13 protein-coding genes and 2 rRNA genes are annotated in these 16,876 nt (G+C 66.4%); 2 read left to right on the forward strand and 13 right to left on the reverse strand.

Going from position 1 to position 16,876, the window contains the following annotated elements; genetic code table 11:
* Window positions 1-134 precede the first annotated feature (134 nt).
* Complete coding sequence (locus RN607_RS07880) at window positions 135-1,082, forward strand: COX15/CtaA family protein (RefSeq protein WP_313541670.1); 948 nt, start codon at window positions 135-137, stop codon at window positions 1,080-1,082.
* Window positions 1,079-2,311, forward strand: coding sequence for a threonine ammonia-lyase (gene ilvA, locus RN607_RS07885; RefSeq protein ID WP_313541673.1), 1,233 nt, complete (start codon window positions 1,079-1,081; stop codon window positions 2,309-2,311). The genes RN607_RS07880 and ilvA overlap by 4 nt, the downstream gene beginning before the upstream one ends.
* Window positions 2,312-2,355: 44 nt before the next feature.
* On the opposite strand, the gene RN607_RS07890 is transcribed toward ilvA, so the two are convergent.
* The 13 genes from RN607_RS07890 to RN607_RS07950 all read right to left on the reverse strand — a co-directional run bounded on the left by RN607_RS07890 (window position 2,356) and on the right by RN607_RS07950 (window position 16,630).
* Window positions 2,356-3,003 carry an NUDIX domain-containing protein gene (locus RN607_RS07890; RefSeq protein ID WP_376784137.1) on the reverse strand — a complete coding sequence of 216 codons (648 nt, stop codon included), beginning with the start codon at window positions 3,001-3,003 and terminating at the stop codon, window positions 2,356-2,358.
* 3 nt (window positions 3,004-3,006) lie between these two features.
* Window positions 3,007-4,704 carry a CTP synthase gene (gene pyrG / locus RN607_RS07895; RefSeq protein ID WP_376784138.1) on the reverse strand — a complete coding sequence of 566 codons (1,698 nt, stop codon included), beginning with the start codon at window positions 4,702-4,704 and terminating at the stop codon, window positions 3,007-3,009.
* A 46-nt stretch (window positions 4,705-4,750) separates the two neighbouring features.
* Window positions 4,751-5,674, reverse strand: coding sequence for a copper transporter (locus RN607_RS07900; RefSeq protein WP_313541681.1), 924 nt, complete (start codon window positions 5,672-5,674; stop codon window positions 4,751-4,753).
* On the reverse strand, window positions 5,671-6,846 hold the full coding sequence (steA, locus tag RN607_RS07905) for a putative cytokinetic ring protein SteA (RefSeq protein ID WP_313541684.1): 1,176 nt from the start codon (window positions 6,844-6,846) through the stop codon (window positions 5,671-5,673). Before steA ends, RN607_RS07900 begins: the two co-directional genes overlap by 4 nt.
* A gap of 5 nt (window positions 6,847-6,851) precedes the next feature.
* Window positions 6,852-8,540, reverse strand: a complete 1,689-nt coding sequence (gene recN / locus RN607_RS07910) for a DNA repair protein RecN (RefSeq protein WP_313541687.1) — start codon at window positions 8,538-8,540, stop codon at window positions 6,852-6,854.
* Window positions 8,541-9,416, reverse strand: a complete 876-nt coding sequence (locus RN607_RS07915) for an NAD kinase (protein ID WP_313541690.1) — start codon at window positions 9,414-9,416, stop codon at window positions 8,541-8,543.
* Window positions 9,416-10,261 carry a TlyA family RNA methyltransferase gene (locus tag RN607_RS07920; RefSeq protein ID WP_313541693.1) on the reverse strand — a complete coding sequence of 282 codons (846 nt, stop codon included), beginning with the start codon at window positions 10,259-10,261 and terminating at the stop codon, window positions 9,416-9,418. Before RN607_RS07920 ends, RN607_RS07915 begins: the two co-directional genes overlap by 1 nt.
* Window positions 10,262-10,268: 7 nt before the next feature.
* Window positions 10,269-10,439, reverse strand: a complete 171-nt coding sequence (locus RN607_RS07925) for a hypothetical protein (protein WP_313496022.1) — start codon at window positions 10,437-10,439, stop codon at window positions 10,269-10,271.
* A gap of 4 nt (window positions 10,440-10,443) precedes the next feature.
* Window positions 10,444-11,457, reverse strand: a complete 1,014-nt coding sequence (locus tag RN607_RS07930) for an HAD-IIA family hydrolase (RefSeq protein ID WP_313541696.1) — start codon at window positions 11,455-11,457, stop codon at window positions 10,444-10,446.
* On the reverse strand, window positions 11,454-12,224 hold the full coding sequence (locus RN607_RS07935; protein ID WP_313541699.1) for a hypothetical protein: 771 nt from the start codon (window positions 12,222-12,224) through the stop codon (window positions 11,454-11,456). The genes RN607_RS07930 and RN607_RS07935 overlap by 4 nt, the downstream gene beginning before the upstream one ends.
* A 122-nt stretch (window positions 12,225-12,346) precedes the next feature.
* Window positions 12,347-13,135 carry a hypothetical protein gene (locus tag RN607_RS07940; RefSeq protein WP_313541702.1) on the reverse strand — a complete coding sequence of 263 codons (789 nt, stop codon included), beginning with the start codon at window positions 13,133-13,135 and terminating at the stop codon, window positions 12,347-12,349.
* Window positions 13,136-13,329: 194 nt separating this feature from the next.
* Window positions 13,330-13,446, reverse strand: a 5S ribosomal RNA gene (rrf, locus tag RN607_RS07945).
* Window positions 13,447-13,531: 85 nt separating this feature from the next.
* Window positions 13,532-16,630, reverse strand: a 23S ribosomal RNA gene (locus RN607_RS07950).
* Window positions 16,631-16,876: the final 246 nt, after the last annotated feature.

Consider the following 16,876-nt stretch of genomic DNA (forward strand, 5'->3'; position numbering starts at 1 on the left):
CGGCCGTGTGCCGTCAAGCAATTAGGAAACATTTTGGTTCATTAAAAACTTCCTCGCAAGCAAGGGACACCTAACCTGGTGTTCGCGGGCTCCGCCGTCGATGCCTCGAAGGCCCTCGCCCCTAGACTTGCCGGGTGAGCACGACCGACCAGTCCCCCGCCGCGGCGGCGAAGCCGTTCCCAGTCCGTCTCTGGCGCAGCAGTGCAGGCCTCCTCGGGCGCCACACCCGCGGTCTGACCATCGCGAACATCGTGACGCAGTCCGGCATCATCGTCACAGGCGGAGCAGTCCGGCTCACCGGTTCCGGCCTCGGCTGCTCCACGTGGCCGCAGTGCGAGCCGGGCGAGTTCACCCCCGAGGCCCACTCCGCGTCGGGCATCCATCCCTTCATCGAGTTCGGCAACCGCACGCTCACCGGCGTCCTCCTCGTGGTGGCGATCCTGCTCGCCATCGGAGTCTGGAACTCGCGCTCCGATCTCAAGTGGTGGGGCCTCGTGCCCGGGCTGGGCGTCATCGCGCAAGCCGTCCTCGGTGGGATCACGGTGCTCGTGCAACTCAATCCGCTTGTCGTGGCACCGCACCTTCTGCTGTCGATGCTGCTCGTGTGGCAGGCGGTCTGGCTCGCGCTCACGTACCGTCGTGCGCCTCGTCGCGCAGGCGCGCCGCTCGCGACGCTCCGCTGGATCTCGGTCGCTCTGCTCATCGGGGTCCTGTTCATGGGAGTCCTCACCACAGGCGCCGGCCCCCACTCCGGCGACGCCGATGCGACAGACAGGCTCGCGCTCAGCCCTGCCCACGTGGCCAAGATCCACGCGATGGTCGTATGGGCGTTCGTCGCCGTGCTCCTGTTACTGGTCTACAGGCTCCGCGGCGATCGCTCCGCAGGAGACCGGGACGAGGTCCGCAAGGCATGGATCGTCCTCGTCGCCATCACCTTCGCGCAGGCGGCGATCGGGTACGTCCAGTACTTCACGGGTCTGCCCGAGGTCATCGTGGGCACGCACCTGCTGGGCGCGGCCGCGCTCACCGCAGCGCACTCCGCCTTCTTCTACCTCACGAAAGCAGAACAGGAACAGGGATGACACAGCATGAGGTGACGTTCGCCCACATCGAGGATGCGGCGCGGACGATCGCCGGGGTGGCGCAGCACACGCCTGTGGACCAGGCCACCTACCTGAGCGGCCTCCTAGGGGTCCCCACGTACATGAAGCTGGAGAACCTGCAGCGCACGGGCTCCTTCAAGCTGCGGGGCGCCACCTATCGCCTGTCCCGCCTCACCGACGCGGAGCGCGCCCGTGGCGTCGTGGCCGCATCCGCAGGCAACCACGCGCAGGGCGTCGCCTTCGCCGCGCAGCAGCTCGGAATCGACGCCACCATCTTCATGCCGCTCGGCGCTCCAGTGCCCAAGCTGCTCGCCACCAAGAGCTACGGAGCCACCGTCATCACGACCGGCACCACGGTCGAGGACTGTCTGGCGGGCGCCGCTGAACATGCCGAGCGTACGGGCGCGGTCATGATCCACCCGTTCGACCATGCGGATGTCATCGCAGGCCAGGGCACGCTCGGGATCGAGATCATCGAGGACGTCGCCGAGGCGCAGACGATCATCGTCCCTATCGGCGGCGGGGGCCTCATCGCCGGGATCGCGGTGGCGGTCAAGGAGCTCGGCGCCAGGGCCAGGCGGGAGATCAAGGTCGTCGGGGTCCAGGCAGCGGCCTCCGCGGCCTACCCCCCGTCGATCGCCGCCGGACACCCCGTGGCGATCGAACGTGGCGCGACCATCGCCGACGGGATCGCGGTAGCGAAGCCCGGCGAGATCACGTTCCCCCTGGTGAGGGATCTGGTCGACGAGATCGTCGTCGTCGAGGAGGACGACCTCGCGAGAGCGGTCCTCACCGTCTTCGAGCGGACAAAGCTCGTCGTCGAACCGGCAGGGGCGGCGCCGATCGCAGCGATCCTGGGCGGACTCATCGAGCCGACTGGAACGACCGTCGCCCTGCTGTCCGGCGGGAACATCGATCCGCTATTGATGCAGAGGATCATCGCGCACGGCCTTGTGGCCTCAGGCCGCTACATGACCCTCCGGGTACCGCTGCCTGACCGCCCAGGTCAACTGTCACGGGTGGCGGAGGTGCTTGCCGCCGTGGGTGCCAACGTGATCGAGGTGCTTCACACTCGCCACGACATGGGGCTCACGCTGAACGACGTGGTGCTGCAGGTGAGCGTGGAGACCCGCGGCCCGAACCACCAGAGCGAGGTGCTCGATGCCCTCCGCGCAGCGGATTTCACCCCGGAGGTCGTCAGCTCGTGACGACGGTCGACCGTCTCGCCCTGCCGCGGCTGGATGAGTTTCGGTCACCGCACCAGACGTGTGGCGCCAGGACGCACCCACGGGGCATCTGCGGAACGCAGCGATGCGAAGCCGCTGCGACGCGCGCGATCAGCAGCCAGCAGCCCAGCCACTGCCGATGAAGCATGGATACGTCCGTCGAGGACCGCGGCCACCGCGTCATCCAGGGACACCCAGGCGCCGATCATGTCGCGCTCCTCGGCCTCGCGTTGATGGCGTTGGTCCTCAGGTACCTCGGAGATGCCCCGTGCGAGGAAGATCCGCACGGCCTCAGACGTACCACCACCGGACGGGTAGTAGTCGACGAGCGTGTGCCACGTCGCCGCGATGAGGTCGGCCTCCTCGGCCAGCTCTCGACGAGCAGCAGCGACGGGGGACTCCCCTGGCATGTCGAGCAGACCGGCAGGCGGCTCCCAGCACTCGGCGCCCACGGGGTGTCGGTACTGGCGGACCAGGTATACGAGACCGTCGTCATTCATCGCGACGATGACGACAGCCCCGGTGTGCTTCAGATAGTCGCGGACGACGACACCGGACTCCCCCAGGTCCACCTCGTCGCTCGCCACGTCCCACACCTTGCCATGGAACCGCTCATGCGTGGCCAGCACCGGCCGCGGTCCGGGCCTGTCCGCCAGGTCGCCGGAGCCGACCACGGGTCAGGCGCCCGCGACGGCTGCTTGGTCGGCAGCGTGCTCGCGTACCGCGAGCGCCGCGCCGATCAGCCCAGCGAACAGCGGGTGGGCCTTCGTAGGCCGCGACAGGAACTCAGGGTGGGCCTGCGTCGACACATAGTACGGGTGGACGTCGCGCGGGAGCTCAACGAACTCGACGAGCGACCGGTCCGGCGACTCCCCTGAGACGACCAGGCCCGCCTCCTCCAGCTGCGCCCGGTAGGCGTTGTTGACCTCGTAGCGATGACGGTGTCGCTCGCCGACAGTGGTGGTGCCGTAGGTCTCTGCCACCACCGATCCGGGAACGAGCACCGCCTTGTACTCGCCGAGGCGCATCGTGCCTCCCAGGTCGCCCTGACCATCGACGATCGCGAGCTGCTCCTCCATCGTCGCGACGACCGGGTGCTTGGTATCGGCGTCGAACTCCGAGCTCGATGCACCGTCGAGACCCACCACGTTGCGCGCGTACTCCATGACCATCGTCTGCAGGCCGAGGCAGATCCCGAGCGTCGGCACCTTGTTCTCACGGGCCCAGCGAAGGGCCCCGATCTTGCCGTCCACACCGCGCACGCCGAAACCACCAGGCACGAGCACCGCGTCCACACCCGCGAGCGCCTTCTCCGCGCCCTCCTCCGTCTGGCACGTGTCCGAGGCAACCCAGCGGATCTTCACCCGCGCGTTGTGGTGGAAGCCGCCGGCGCGAAGCGCCTCGCTCACCGAGAGGTAGGCATCAGGCAGGTCGATGTACTTGCCCACGAGCGCGACCTCGACATCGTGAGCCGGGTGGTGGACGCGCCGCAGCACGTCGTCCCATGCGCCCCACTGGACATCGTGGAACGGCAGATCCAGGCGACGCACCACGTACGCGTCGAGGCCCTCGGAGTGGAGCACCTTCGGGATGTCGTAGATGCTGGGCGCGTCGATCGCGTTTACCACGGCGTCCGCATCGACGTCGCAGAACAGTGCGATCTTGTTCTTGACGGACTGCGGCACGGGACGGTCGGAGCGCAGCACGAGCGCGTCGGGCTGGATGCCGATGGACCGCAGCGCCGCCACGGAGTGCTGGGTCGGCTTGGTCTTCTGCTCGCCGGACGGACCGATGTAGGGAACCAGCGAGACGTGGAGGAAGAACACGTCATCGCGGCCGACGTCGTGGCGCACCTGGCGCGCGGCCTCGAGGAACGGCTGCGACTCGATGTCGCCGACCGTGCCGCCGATCTCGGTGATGATCACGTCGATGTCCGGTCCGGCCTGCTCGCGCATCCGACGCTTGATCTCGTCGGTGATGTGCGGGATCACCTGCACGGTGTCGCCCAGGTACTCACCACGGCGTTCCTTGGCGATCACCTGCGAGTACACCTGACCCGTGGTGACGTTCGCGTTGGCCGAGAGCTTCACGTCCAGGAATCGCTCGTAGTGGCCGATGTCGAGGTCCGTCTCCGCGCCGTCGTCGGTCACGAAGACCTCGCCGTGCTGGAACGGGTTCATCGTGCCCGGATCCACGTTGAGGTAGGGGTCCAGCTTCTGCATCGTGACACGCAGTCCGCGCGACCGGAGAAGTCGGCCGAGGCTGGAAGCCGTCAAGCCCTTCCCCAGGGAGGAGACGACGCCCCCCGTGACGAAGATGTGCCGGGTGACATGGTCCGTATTGGACGAGAATCTCGTTCGCTCCACGGGCTTCAATGCTAACAGCCGGATGGGGCGCTCGTCGCCTCGGACGCGCCGACGGTCACCCTCCGGCGAGCATCGACTGGGGCAGCAGGGTCCCATCCGAGCCGGCGCCATAGTGACCGGAGCCACCCGTCACCTGCTCCGCCAGCGCCAAGGAGGTGGCGATCTGGCCATAGACCGTGTCGGCCTCCACGACCGTGCTGATCGCTGCAGTATCAGGGGTGTTGTGCAGCGCCGAGGCGAGATCGCCCGTCGCGGTCGCGCCCTGCGCCTCCACGGTTCCCTGCACGTAGCCCGACAGCACGCCCACCACGTTCGCCAAGGAGTCAGAGGCGGCGGCGCGTGCATCCTCGTTGTCCGAACCCGCCCCGGAGACGACGACGATCGCGGTCGCCGAGCCCGTCACGGTCCCTGACACCAGGTCGGCCTGCTTCAGGAGATCCAGCAGCACCCCGCCCTGCGCTGACGCCTGGTCCGACGCTGGCACGAGCGCCTGCGCCAACGCGTGCGCAAGCATCCTGTCCGACGAGGTGGCGGCTGAATCGACACCCGTCACCTGCCCCGCGACCTGCTCGGCGAGTGCCGCACGGAAGGTGTTCTGCGAGGAATCGGTCCACGCGGCCTCGATGGTCACGTCGGCTGTCACCGTCGCGCCGGCATCGACCAGGGCCTGCCGCACTGCCTCGACCTCGCTGTCAGCTGGCGCCGAGACCGACACCAGGGCGATGCTCACGCCCGCGAGCCGACCGTCCAGCAAGGCGGGTCGGAGCTCGTTCGCGAAATCGGTACCCACGACCGCCTGCGCCTGAGCGTCGGAGACCGCCGCCTGCGCGTCGTCCACCTGCTGCTGCAGTGTGTTCACGTCCTCGCCCAACGACTGCTCCAACGCGGAACGGAGCGGACCGGAACCGAGCAGGATCCCGACGGCGAGCGCGAGGAACACCGCGGCAAGCGAGACGACGTGATATCGGAACGAGGTCATCGCCCCACCCCGATCCAGCCGCCGACGGTGTGCCAGGCGTCCTCGAGCCACGGCCCTCCGCCAGGCGTGATCCAGAAAGCGACGCCGAGCGCCAGCAACGCCGACATCAGCAGTGCGATCACCACCCACCACGGATATCGGTGCCGGTAGAGCACAGACAGCGCCTCGGCATCGACGATCCGATCGCCCGCCTGAAGCCGAGCCAGGAAGGTGCCCGCGGCGCCCACGGCATGGTCATGCGCCGAGGTCTCCAGCAGCGACGTCAGGTCGCCTGCTACCCCCAGGGTCACGATGGAGGCCGCGCCGCCGGAGCGAGCCAGAAGGATCGCGACATCCGCGCTGCCAAGCGACGACTCGACCTCGGAATGTGCCAGACCCAAGGTATCGAGCCTGCTCGCACCAGCCTCTCCGCCCGCGGGGTCGTGCAGCATGATGTGCGCGGCACGGGCGAGAGCTCGCTCCGAGACGGACTCGACGTCGCCCAGGATTACGGTCGCCGGGTACGCGCCCTCCATCACCGTGTCCGCGGCCTCGGAGACGGCGATGATCACCGGCCGATGCTCGCGCAGGTACGGTCGCAGCGCCTTCAGCCTGCTCCTGTGCTGGAAGCCAGGGGCGACGATCACGACTTGGCGTCCCGCGAGATCCACACCGGTGTCGGGAATCCCCCGAGCCTCCAGCAGCATCGGCGCTTCATGCTCGATACGGTCCACCGCGTCGGCCGCGAACGCGGCGAGCTGGACATGGAGGCCCTCCTCGGCGTCCGCCATCGCATCGCCGACGGTATCCGGGGTGAGGACCGTGCCGCGGGCGAGCTCCCGATCCCCGGCACGCATCACACCGTCGGGGAAGATCGTGGCTCGCGTCCCATCCATGAGCGCCATCACGGCGCTCGTCGCGTCGTCCACCACCCTGATGCCCGCGCCTACCAGCACGGCCGCACCACCGGCGGGATACCTTCCGGAGACGGTCCGCTGCGCATTCACCACAGCCGCGGGTCCGACCGCGGCGAGCTCCTCCGCGGTGCGCGAGTCGAGATCCATGACGTCGATCACCGCGATGTCCCCCTTGCGGAGACGCCGGAGGAGCGCTCGTGGGCTGGACTCGAGGCGAAGCGTTCCGGTGATCTCCCCCAGTGCGGTGGCGGTGTCTCGGCGGCGGCTGGGGCTCATGTGGCTCATGGTGCCACGATGGAGGCCTCCAACAGCTCAAGCGCGTGGGCGCGTGCGGTCTCCGACTCCTCGCGGCCCGACAGCAGACGAGCGATCTCCTGCACCCGTTGCTCGCCTTCGACGGACACGACCTGCGAGCGAGTGATCGACCCATCCGTGGACTTCGCGACGACAATGTGGGTATCGGCGAATGCTGCGACCTGAGCGAGATGGGTCACGACGAGCACCTGATGCGTGCGCGCAAGCTCCGCGAGCCGCCTGCCGACCGCCTGCGCGGCCTTTCCGCCGACGCCGGCGTCCACCTCGTCGAACACGAACGTGTGCCCAGGCCGGAGCGCTCCTCGAGCGAGCGCCACCTCGATCGCAAGCATGACGCGCGACAGCTCGCCGCCCGACGCGGACTCAGCCACCGGCCGCGCGGGAGCGCCCGGATGCGCGGCGAGCGTCATCATCACCGCGTCGGCGCCAGAGTGACGCAGCTCGTCGGGCTCCACCGACACGGCGAACTGCGCGTCGGGCATCGCAAGCGACGCGAGCTCGGCGCGCACCGCTGTCGCGAGACGCGTGGCCGCGGCGATCCTGCCGGCCGTGACGCGCGCGGCGACGTCACGCACGAGCGTCTCCGCGCGGGCCGCCGTCTCGCGACGCAGCTCGAGCCGCTCGTCCCATTCATCGTCCTGCGCCACCGATTCGGCCGCTCGGATCCGGTAGTCCAAGAGCCCGTCGTAGTCGGCGCCGACGCGTCGCATGAGACCCGCGAGCGCGGAACGCCGGGTGAGCACCAGGTCCAGACGCGCCGGGTCCGAGTCCATCCTGTCCAGGTATGACGCCAGCTCGGAGGCGACATCCGAAGCCGTGTACGAGATCTCGGAGAGCCGTTGCTCGAGCTCGACGAGCGCAGGGTCGTGCCGTGCCGCTTCCGCCAATGCGCGACGCGCGCCGTCGACGGCGATCACGAGCGTCAGGTCAGACTCACCGTCGATCGCTTCGTGAGCCCCGAGAACGCCGGCGCGCACCGCCTCGGAGTTCTGCAGCACCGCGGCCTCGGCGGCGAGTGCCTCGTCCTCGCCTGGCTGAGGGTCGATCTCGTCGATCGCTGCGAGGTCGTCTCGCATCCGGGCCGCTTCCATCCGCGCACGATCCGCACCCGACTCCATGCGCTCCAGCTCCTCGCGAGCCTCGCGCCAGGCATTCCACGCCCTCGAGAACTCCGCGATCACAGTGGCGTGGGAATCGCCTGCGTATTCGTCGAGGAGCGCCCGCTGTCGGGCGGTGCTCCGAAGGCGCTGCTGGTCGGACTGGCCGTGCACCGTGACCCATTCGGACGCGAGCTCGGCGAGCAGCACCTGCGGCACCGTGCGACCGCCGATGACCGTCCTCGACCTGGAGGTCGCGCCGACGGACCGGCTCACGACGACCGTGCCGTCGTCATCGAGCACTGCGCCCGCGTCCTCTAGCCGATCAGCCTGTGAGGAGCCCGGCTCGACGTCCACCACCGCCTCGGCGAGGGCGGAGTCCGCACCGACTCTCACCGTCGCCGGCACCGCCTTGGAGCCAAGGATGAGGCCCAGCCCGGTGAGGACCATGGTCTTGCCCGCGCCTGTCTCACCTGAGACGACCGTGAGCCCGGGGCCGAGCTCGAGACGCGCGGCCTCGATGACCCCCAGGTTCTCGATGGAGAGCTCGTGCAGCACCTAGTGGCCCTCCCCCGCTACTCCCGGCGCACGCACTCGACCGTCCTCGCGCCACCCTGTGGTGGGCAGGTGGAACTTGCGCACGAGCCGCTCCGTGAACGGCGCGTCGGATAGCCGCGCGAGCCGCACACGTCCAGCGCTGTAGGCCATCTCGACCCGCCCGCCCGGCTGTAAAGGGATGGTGCGCGAGCCGTCGAGAACCACGTGGCCCGACGTCTCCGAATGCGGCACCACGTCGATGGTGAACGTCGACCCGGGCCCGATCACGAGCGGCCGAGCGAACAGTGCGTGGGCCGCGAGCGGCACCAGAAGCAACCCCTCCACATTCGGCCAGAGCACCGGGCCGCCTCCCGAGAACGCGTGCGCGGTCGATCCTGTCGCAGTCGCGACGACGATGCCGTCGCATCCGAAGCTCGACAGCGGCCGCCCGTCGACCGCCAGGTCCACCTCAAGCATCGTCCGAGGATTCGCGCGCTCGATCGTCGCCTCATTGAGGGCCCATCCGACCTCGACGTCTCCGGAGGCGGCGATCACCTTGACGTCTACCGTTCCGCGCTCCTCGATCTCATAGGCGCCCGACGCGAGCCTCTGCGCAGCGTGAGCCACATCGTCGCGCTCCAGCTCTGCGAGGAAACCGACATGACCCAGGTTGACTCCGAGCAGAGGGATCCCCGCGTCGCGCGTCAGGTGCGCGGCGTGGAGCATGGTCCCATCGCCGCCCAGCACCAACGCAGCCTCGATGGGCGCATCGACCCCGGCGGCGAAATCTGTGCACGCGTCGATCCCTGCGTCCACGAGCGCTGCCCGCGCCACCTCGACCGCGGCGAGCGTGTCCTCGCGGTGCGGATTCGCGACTATCAGGATCCGACGGCCCATCACTCTCCCTCCCGCTGCCCTGAGGCATGCACCTCACGACGGATCGCGGCGTTCTCCGCGTCCTGGTCGAGCACTGGCCACGCGGGCTCCTGCTCACTGTCGCTTCTAGCCTGCCATGGCCCACCGACCCACACGAAGAATTCCACGTTCCCGTGCGGACCAGGGAGTCCGCTGCGTGCGACATGACGCACGACGAGCCCGAGCGCACGCGCAGCAGCCAGCACGCCGGCCACCGCGGCCGCCCTGTCGGCGAGGCTCGTCACCACCCCACCCGCGCCAAGACGCTCCCGCCCCACCTCGAACTGCGGCTTCACCATCAGAAGCATCTGAGCGCCCTCGCGAGCGAAGTCCGCAAGCGCGGGAAGCACCAGTCGAAGCGAGATGAACGAGAGATCGGCGACCACAAGATCGACGCCGGCGCCGGGAGCGGAGGCACTCAGGTCGCGCACATTCACCCCTTCGCGGGACGTGACTCGCGGGTCCGCGGCGATCGCAGCCGCCATCTGACCATGGCCGACGTCCACAGCCAGCACATGCGCCACGCCGTGTTCAAGCAGCGTCTGCGTGAAGCCTCCGGTCGAGGCGCCTGCGTCGAGAACAGTCATGCCGGCCACATTCAGGCCGAGAGGCGCACACGCTTCGAGTGCACCGGCCAACTTGAACGCGGCGCGCGACACGTAGCGAGCGTCTGCGCTCACGGTGATCACCGTGTCCGCAGACACGGTGTGCGACGGCCGCGTGACCGTCGCACCGTCCACAGCGACAGCACCAGAGCGGATGAGCTCCTGCGCATGCGAACGGGACCGTGCAACACCCCGCTCCGCCAGCGCGCGGTCGAGCCGCACCGCGAGCTCAGGAGTCGTCGCGAAGACGGCCCGAGAGCGACTCCTGGATCTTGTCGAAGAAGTCCGCCTGCTCCTGAAGATCCGAGGGCATCTCGGTCACCGAACGCAGCGCCTTCTTCACCTCCGCCGGATAGTCGACCTCTCCGAGAGGCTCGCGGTGCTCGTTGATCTCAGCCATGTCGTCAGGCTACCCCGTCATCGGTGAGCGCCTCAACGTCGAGGAAGCCCCCCGCGTCGACCGTGGACCATGCCGCGGCACACGCGGCACGCACGCGATCGATGCGACTGCCGCCCTCGACGGACAGCAGGCCTTCCCGCACCCGGGCGCGGGCGTCGCCGACCAGCCACCATCCGTGTGCCTCCACCGGCGCGGGGTGCGGCTCGGCGAGTCCCGACATGTCCTCGGTGATATAGGCCGGCCGCATGTCCGGCGACGCGAGGATGGCCTCGCGCGGGCCGTCGACTCCGGTGAGCACGAGCAGCCCCGCGTAACCAGCGGCGCGCGCGCCCTTCAGGTCCGTGTCCAGCCGATCCCCGATCATCACCGGGTTGTGAGCCTCGGCCTTCGCGGCCGCCAGGTGGAACATGGCCGGCTCGGGCTTGCCCGCTGCAGGAGGAATGGCGCCGGTAGCCTCCGCCACCGCACGGACCAAGGATCCGTTGCCCGGGGCGATGCCTCGATCATTCGGGATCGTCAGGTCCAGGTTCGTTGCAACGTGCAACGCACCACCCTGCACGGCATAGGCCACCTCAGCCAGATCACGCCACCGAATGTCCGGGTTGAAGCCCTGGATCACTGCGTCGGGTGCATCTGCGGCGCTCTCCACCGTCGCAAAGCCGAGCTCCTCGACCGCGGCCTTCAGTCCGTCACCACCGACGACCAGCACGGTGGCGTCGCTCGGCACCAGGGTGGCGAGAAGAGCGGCGCCTGCCTGCGCTGCCGTCATGACCTCGTCGCGGGTGGTCGGCATGCCCAAGTCGGTCAGGTGCGCGGCGACCGTCTCCGGAGCCCGGTTCGCGTTGTTCGTCACGAAGACGACTCGCATGCCGGCCGCGCGTGCGGCAGCGAGCGCCGGCGGCGCGCTGGGAATAGCTTCAGGCCCGCGGTACGCGACACCATCGAGGTCAACGAGCGCGACGTCGTGCACCTCCTGAAGGGGTCGTGTGGTCCCCCGCAGCATCGGCCTGTCCGTCACTTGTCCTCCTCGTCGCCGCCGTCCGACAAGGGCGCAGAGTCCTCGTCCGCAGGTGCGTCCTCGACGTCGAGATCGTGCGGCCAGGGCACACCCTGCTCAAGTGCGTCGCCACGCTCTTCGGATGCGTCTTCCGGGTCGTCGTCGACGTCGTCGTCAACCCAGAGCTCTGCGGTGTCGTACAGGATCACGTCATCCCTGAATGGATCCGTAGGCTCCTCAACCTCAGGGATCTCGGCTTCTAGCGCAGCGGCCTCTTCAGCACGTCCGAGCGAACGCAGCACCTCCGCACGCGCGCCAACGATCCGCAGCCGCTGAGCCTCGTCGACTGGAGTAAGCCGGCCGAGGTGCACGAGAGCGGCCTCGCCCTCGCCGAGGTCCATCCGAGCACCGGCGACGACGATCTCGAGCTCGACCTTCGCTTCCGGGGTGAGAGCCTTCGCACCGTCCTCACGTGCGACATCGAGCGCGCGCTCGGGGCGCCCAAGACCTCGCTCACAGTCGGCCATCAGAGGCAGGTGCTCGTTCGATCCATTCAACCGACGCACCGTGCGAAGCTCCCGAAGTGCCTCCGCATAGCGACCCGTCGCGTAGGCCGTCAGCGCTGCGGCTTCTCGGACCACGTCTACGCGTCCGGCTCGCTGCGCTGCAATCTGAGCGTGCTTGTATGCGGTCTCCGGGTCGAAGTCGAGGAGGCGTCCGGCCATCACCAGGTGGCGGCCGACATCCTCGGCGTTGTCCTTGCTCAGGGTGCGAAGCCGCTCACGCACGTCACGGTCAAGCTGCCCGATCGTAACCTCGTCGGGAATCTCCGGCACCTCGAGGCGAGGGCGTGCGGCGCGCTCTTCCTGGCCGGGTCGCGAGCCGCGATCCCGGTCCTGCGAAGGTCCGCTCAAGCCGCGGCCGGCCCGACTGCCCGCTGCGCGGTCACCGCCGTAGCCGCCCTCGCGACGCGGCCCACCGGAGCGATCGCCACCATAGCCACGCTGCTCACCATCACGACGCGGACCGCCAGAGCGATCACCGTAGCCACCGGACCGGTCACCCCCGTCACGACGCGGACCGTAGCCACCCTCGCGACGCGGACCGCCAGAGCGATCGCCACCATAGCCACGCTGCTCACCATCACGACGCGGACCGCCAGAGCGATCACCGTAGCCACCGGACCGGTCACCCCCGTCACGACGCGGGCCACCGGAGCGGTCGCCACCGTAGCCGCCCTCGCGACGCAGACCGCCAGAGCGATCGCCACCATAGCCACGCTGCTCACCATCACGACGCGGGCCGCCAGAGCGATCACCGTAGCCACCGGACCGGTCACCCCCGTCACGACGCGGACCGTAGCCGCCCTCGCGACGCGGACCGCCAGAGCGATCGCCACCATAGCCACGCTGCTCACCATCACGACGCGGGCCGCCAGAGCGATCACCGTAGCCACCGGACCGGTCACCCCCGTCACGACGCGGGCCACCGGAGCGGTCGCCACCGTAGCCGCCCTCGCGACGAGGACCACCAGAGCGGTCGCCGCCGTAGCCGCCCTCACGACGAGGACCGCCAGAACGATCGCCACCATAGCCACGCTGCTCACCATCACGACGCGGCGCACCAGAGCGATCTCCGTAGCCGCCCTCACGACGAGGACCGCCAGAGCGTCCCGAGCTTTCGCTCGAACGGCTGTCACGAGTCGGACCCGAACGGTATCCACCTCGAGAGTTCGCGTTACGAGGCCGCGAACGGTCGCTGTCACCGCCAGACGCTTGGCGCTTCGGCTGATCCTCGTCGGACATGTTGCTCCGCTCTCTCTGTGCAGGTAGATCTATTCTGGGTGAAATGCCGAAGGGCCGCCCTGTGTGGGCGGCCCTTCGGTGAAGTGTTGTCCCGCAGCGTCCTACTCTCCCACACCCTAGCGAGTGCAGTACCATCGGCGCTGAGAGGCTTAGCTTCCGGGTTCGGAATGGGACCGGGCGTTTCCCTCTCGCTATGGCTGCGGAAACTCTATGGAGATGTCAACGGTTTCCCGTCCGTATCTCGGGAACCGCACAGTGGACGCGTAGCAATGCTTTTGCAAACTTTGATGTAAGTCAAGTTATCGGCCTATTAGTACCGGTCAGCTTCAAGAGTCGTTAGTCCTCTCTTCCACATCCGGCCTATCAACCCAGTGGTCTGCTGGGGGCCTCTCGGGCAAAGCCCATGGAAACCTCATCTTGAAACAGGCTTCCCGCTTAGATGCTTTCAGCGGTTATCCCTTCCCAACGTAGCCAACCAGCCGTGCTCCTGGCGGAACAACTGGCACACCAGAGGTTGGTCCACCCCGGTCCTCTCGTACTAGGGGCAGCCTTTCTCAAGTTTCCTGCGCGCGCAGCGGATAGGGACCGAACTGTCTCACGACGTTCTAAACCCAGCTCGCGTACCGCTTTAATGGGCGAACAGCCCAACCCTTGGGACCAACTCCAGCCCCAGGATGCGACGAGCCGACATCGAGGTGCCAAACCATGCCGTCGATATGGACTCTTGGGCAGGATCAGCCTGTTATCCCCGGGGTACCTTTTATCCGTTGAGCGCTGGCGCTTCCACATGCCACCAGCGGGTCACTAGTCCCGACTTTCGTCCCTGCTCGAGCTGTCACTCTCACAGTCAAGCTCCCTTGTACACTTGCACTCGACACCTGATTGCCAACCAGGCTGAGGGAACCTTTGGGCGCCTCCGTTACTCTTTGGGAGGCAACCGCCCCAGTTAAACTACCCACCAGGCACTGTCCCTGATCCGGATTACGGACCGAAGTTAGATATCCAGAGTGATCAGAGTGGTATTTCAACAATGACTCCACCCGAACTGGCGTCCGAGCTTCAAAGTCTCCCACCTATCCTACACAAACCACACCGAATACCAATACCAAGCTATAGTAAAGGTCCCGGGGTCTTTCCGTCCTGCTGCGCGTAACGAGCATCTTTACTCGTAGTGCAATTTCGCCGAGTTCGCGGTGGAGACAGCGGAGAAGTCGTTACGCCATTCGTGCAGGTCGGAACTTACCCGACAAGGAATTTCGCTACCTTAGGATGGTTATAGTTACCACCGCCGTTTACTGGGGCTTAAATTCAAAGCTTCGCCTTGCGGCTAACCTCTCCTCTTAACCTTCCAGCACCGGGCAGGCGTCAGTCCGTATACATCGTCTTGCGACTTCGCACGGACCTGTGTTTTTAGTAAACAGTCGCTTCTCCCTGGTCTCTGCGGCCCTCAAACGCTTCCCCAAGCAAGTTGGTTCACGCCTCAGGCCCCCCTTCTCCCGAAGTTACGGGGGTATTTTGCCGAGTTCCTTCACCACGATTCTCTCGATCGCCTTAGTATTCTCTACCTGACCACCTGAGTCGGTTTGGGGTACGGGCGGCTAGAACCTCGCGCCGAGGTTTTTCTTGGCAGCATAGGATCACCGATTTCCCGCTAATGCGGTCACCATCAGGTCTCAGGCACATGAGCTGCGGATTTGCCTACAGCTCGCCCTACACCCTTAGACGTGGACTACCATCGCCACGCTCGGCTACCTTCCTGCGTCACCCCTGTTATTACGCTTGACTACTACGGATCTGGTTCGTGCGCGCCACCGAGATTCCCCCGAAGGGTTCACCGGCTTTGGGCACTTAGCATCGTCCGCCTCGTCATGGGCGGTTCTTCGCCGGTACGGGAATATCAACCCGTTGTCCATCGACTACGCCTGTCGGCCTCGCCTTAGGTCCCGACTTACCCAGGGCGGATTAACCTGGCCCTGGAACCCTTGGTCATTCGGCGGACGGGTTTCTCACCCGTCTTTCGCTACTCATGCCTGCATTCTCACTCGTGTGGCGTCCACCACTGGGTTACCCCGCAGCTTCACCCGCCACACGACGCTCCCCTACCCATCCACACGCTTGGACCACGAAGGCCAGGCAGTGTGTGAATGACACAACTTCGGCGGTGTACTTGAGCCCCGCTACATTGTCGGCGCAGAATCACTTGACCAGTGAGCTATTACGCACTCTTTCAAGGGTGGCTGCTTCTAAGCCAACCTCCTGGTTGTCTGTGCAACTCCACATCCTTTCCCACTTAGCACACGCTTAGGGGCCTTAGTTGGTGTTCTGGGCTGTTTCCCTCTCGACTACGAAGCTTATCCCCCGCAGTCTCACTGCTGCGCTCTCACTTACCGGCATTCGGAGTTTGGCTGACGTCAGTAACCTGGTAGGGCCCATCGGCCATCCAGTAGCTCTACCTCCGGCAAGAAACACGCAACGCTGCACCTAAATGCATTTCGGGGAGAACCAGCTATCACGAAGTTTGATTGGCCTTTCACCCCTATCCACAGCTCATCCCCTCGGTTTTCAACCCAAGTGGGTTCGGCCCTCCACGCGGTCTTACCCGCGCTTCAGCCTGGCCATGGATAGATCACTTCGCTTCGGGTCTAGACCCAGCGACTCAAACGCCCTATTCGGACTCGCTTTCGCTACGGCTGCCCCACACGGGTTAACCTCGCCACTGAGCACTAACTCGCAGGCTCATTCTTCAAAAGGCACGCCGTCACCCCATCCAAGGAGGCTCCGACGGATTGTAAGCACACGGTTTCAGGTACTATTTCACTCCCCTCTCGGGGTACTTTTCACCCTTCCCTCACGGTACTGATTCGCTATCGGTCAGTAGGTAGTATTTAGGCTTACGCAGTGGTCTGCGCTGATTCACACGGGATTTCTCGGGCCCCGTGCTACTTGGGATGACTCTCAGGAGTCCGCGAAATTTCGTCTACGGGGGTCGCACCCTCTATGCCGGGCCTTTCAATGCCCTTCGACTATCACGCGGATTTCTGACTCCTTGACTGATCGGCAGATCAATCCAAAAGGTCCCACAACCCCAGACACGCAACGCCTGCCGGCTATCACACGTGCCTGGTTTGGCCTGTTCCGCTTTCGCTCGCCACTACTCACGGAATATCTCTTCCTGTCGGTACTGAGATGTTTCACTTCCCGACGTTCCCTCCACTCGCCCTATGTGTTCAGGCGAGGGTCACTGGACATGACTCCAGCGGGGTTTCCCCATTCGGACATCCTCGGATCAAAGCTTGTTTGCCAGCTCCCCGAGGCTTATCGCAGGCTACAACGTCCTTCTTCGGCTCCTACTGCCAAGGCATCCACCATGTGCTCTTAAAAACTTGACCACAGATTACAAAGATGCTCGCGTCCACTGTGCAGTTCTCAAGCTACGGCCGGTCCCACCCTCACAACCCCAGGCCTGGCCCGAGAAGACTCGAGCAGGTTCCACAGGATCCAGGCGGTCCGTCCAGCCACGCCCCCTCCAACGAGGAGGACCATGGCCCGAAAAGTCTTGTCGCTTCACGCGGCCCGACCCTTCAGGACCCAACAGTGTGCCAACCGCGTCGGTGCATCAGGAGGTTCCAGAACCC

It is taken from the genome of Demequina capsici (genome assembly GCF_032102965.1).
Classification (GTDB): domain Bacteria; phylum Actinomycetota; class Actinomycetes; order Actinomycetales; family Demequinaceae; genus Demequina; species Demequina capsici.

Excerpts from the sequence above, each read along its gene's own strand:
- ilvA (WP_313541673.1), top strand. The coding sequence starts at position 1,079 with ATGACACAGCATGAGGTGACGTTCGCCCACATCGAGGATGCGGCGCGG.
- RN607_RS07900 (WP_313541681.1), bottom strand. The coding sequence starts at position 5,674 with ATGACCTCGTTCCGATATCACGTCGTCTCGCTTGCCGCGGTGTTCCTC.
- steA (WP_313541684.1), bottom strand. The coding sequence starts at position 6,846 with ATGAGCCCCAGCCGCCGCCGAGACACCGCCACCGCACTGGGGGAGATC.
- RN607_RS07915 (WP_313541690.1), bottom strand. The coding sequence starts at position 9,416 with ATGGGCCGTCGGATCCTGATAGTCGCGAATCCGCACCGCGAGGACACG.
- RN607_RS07925 (WP_313496022.1), bottom strand. The coding sequence starts at position 10,439 with ATGGCTGAGATCAACGAGCACCGCGAGCCTCTCGGAGAGGTCGACTAT.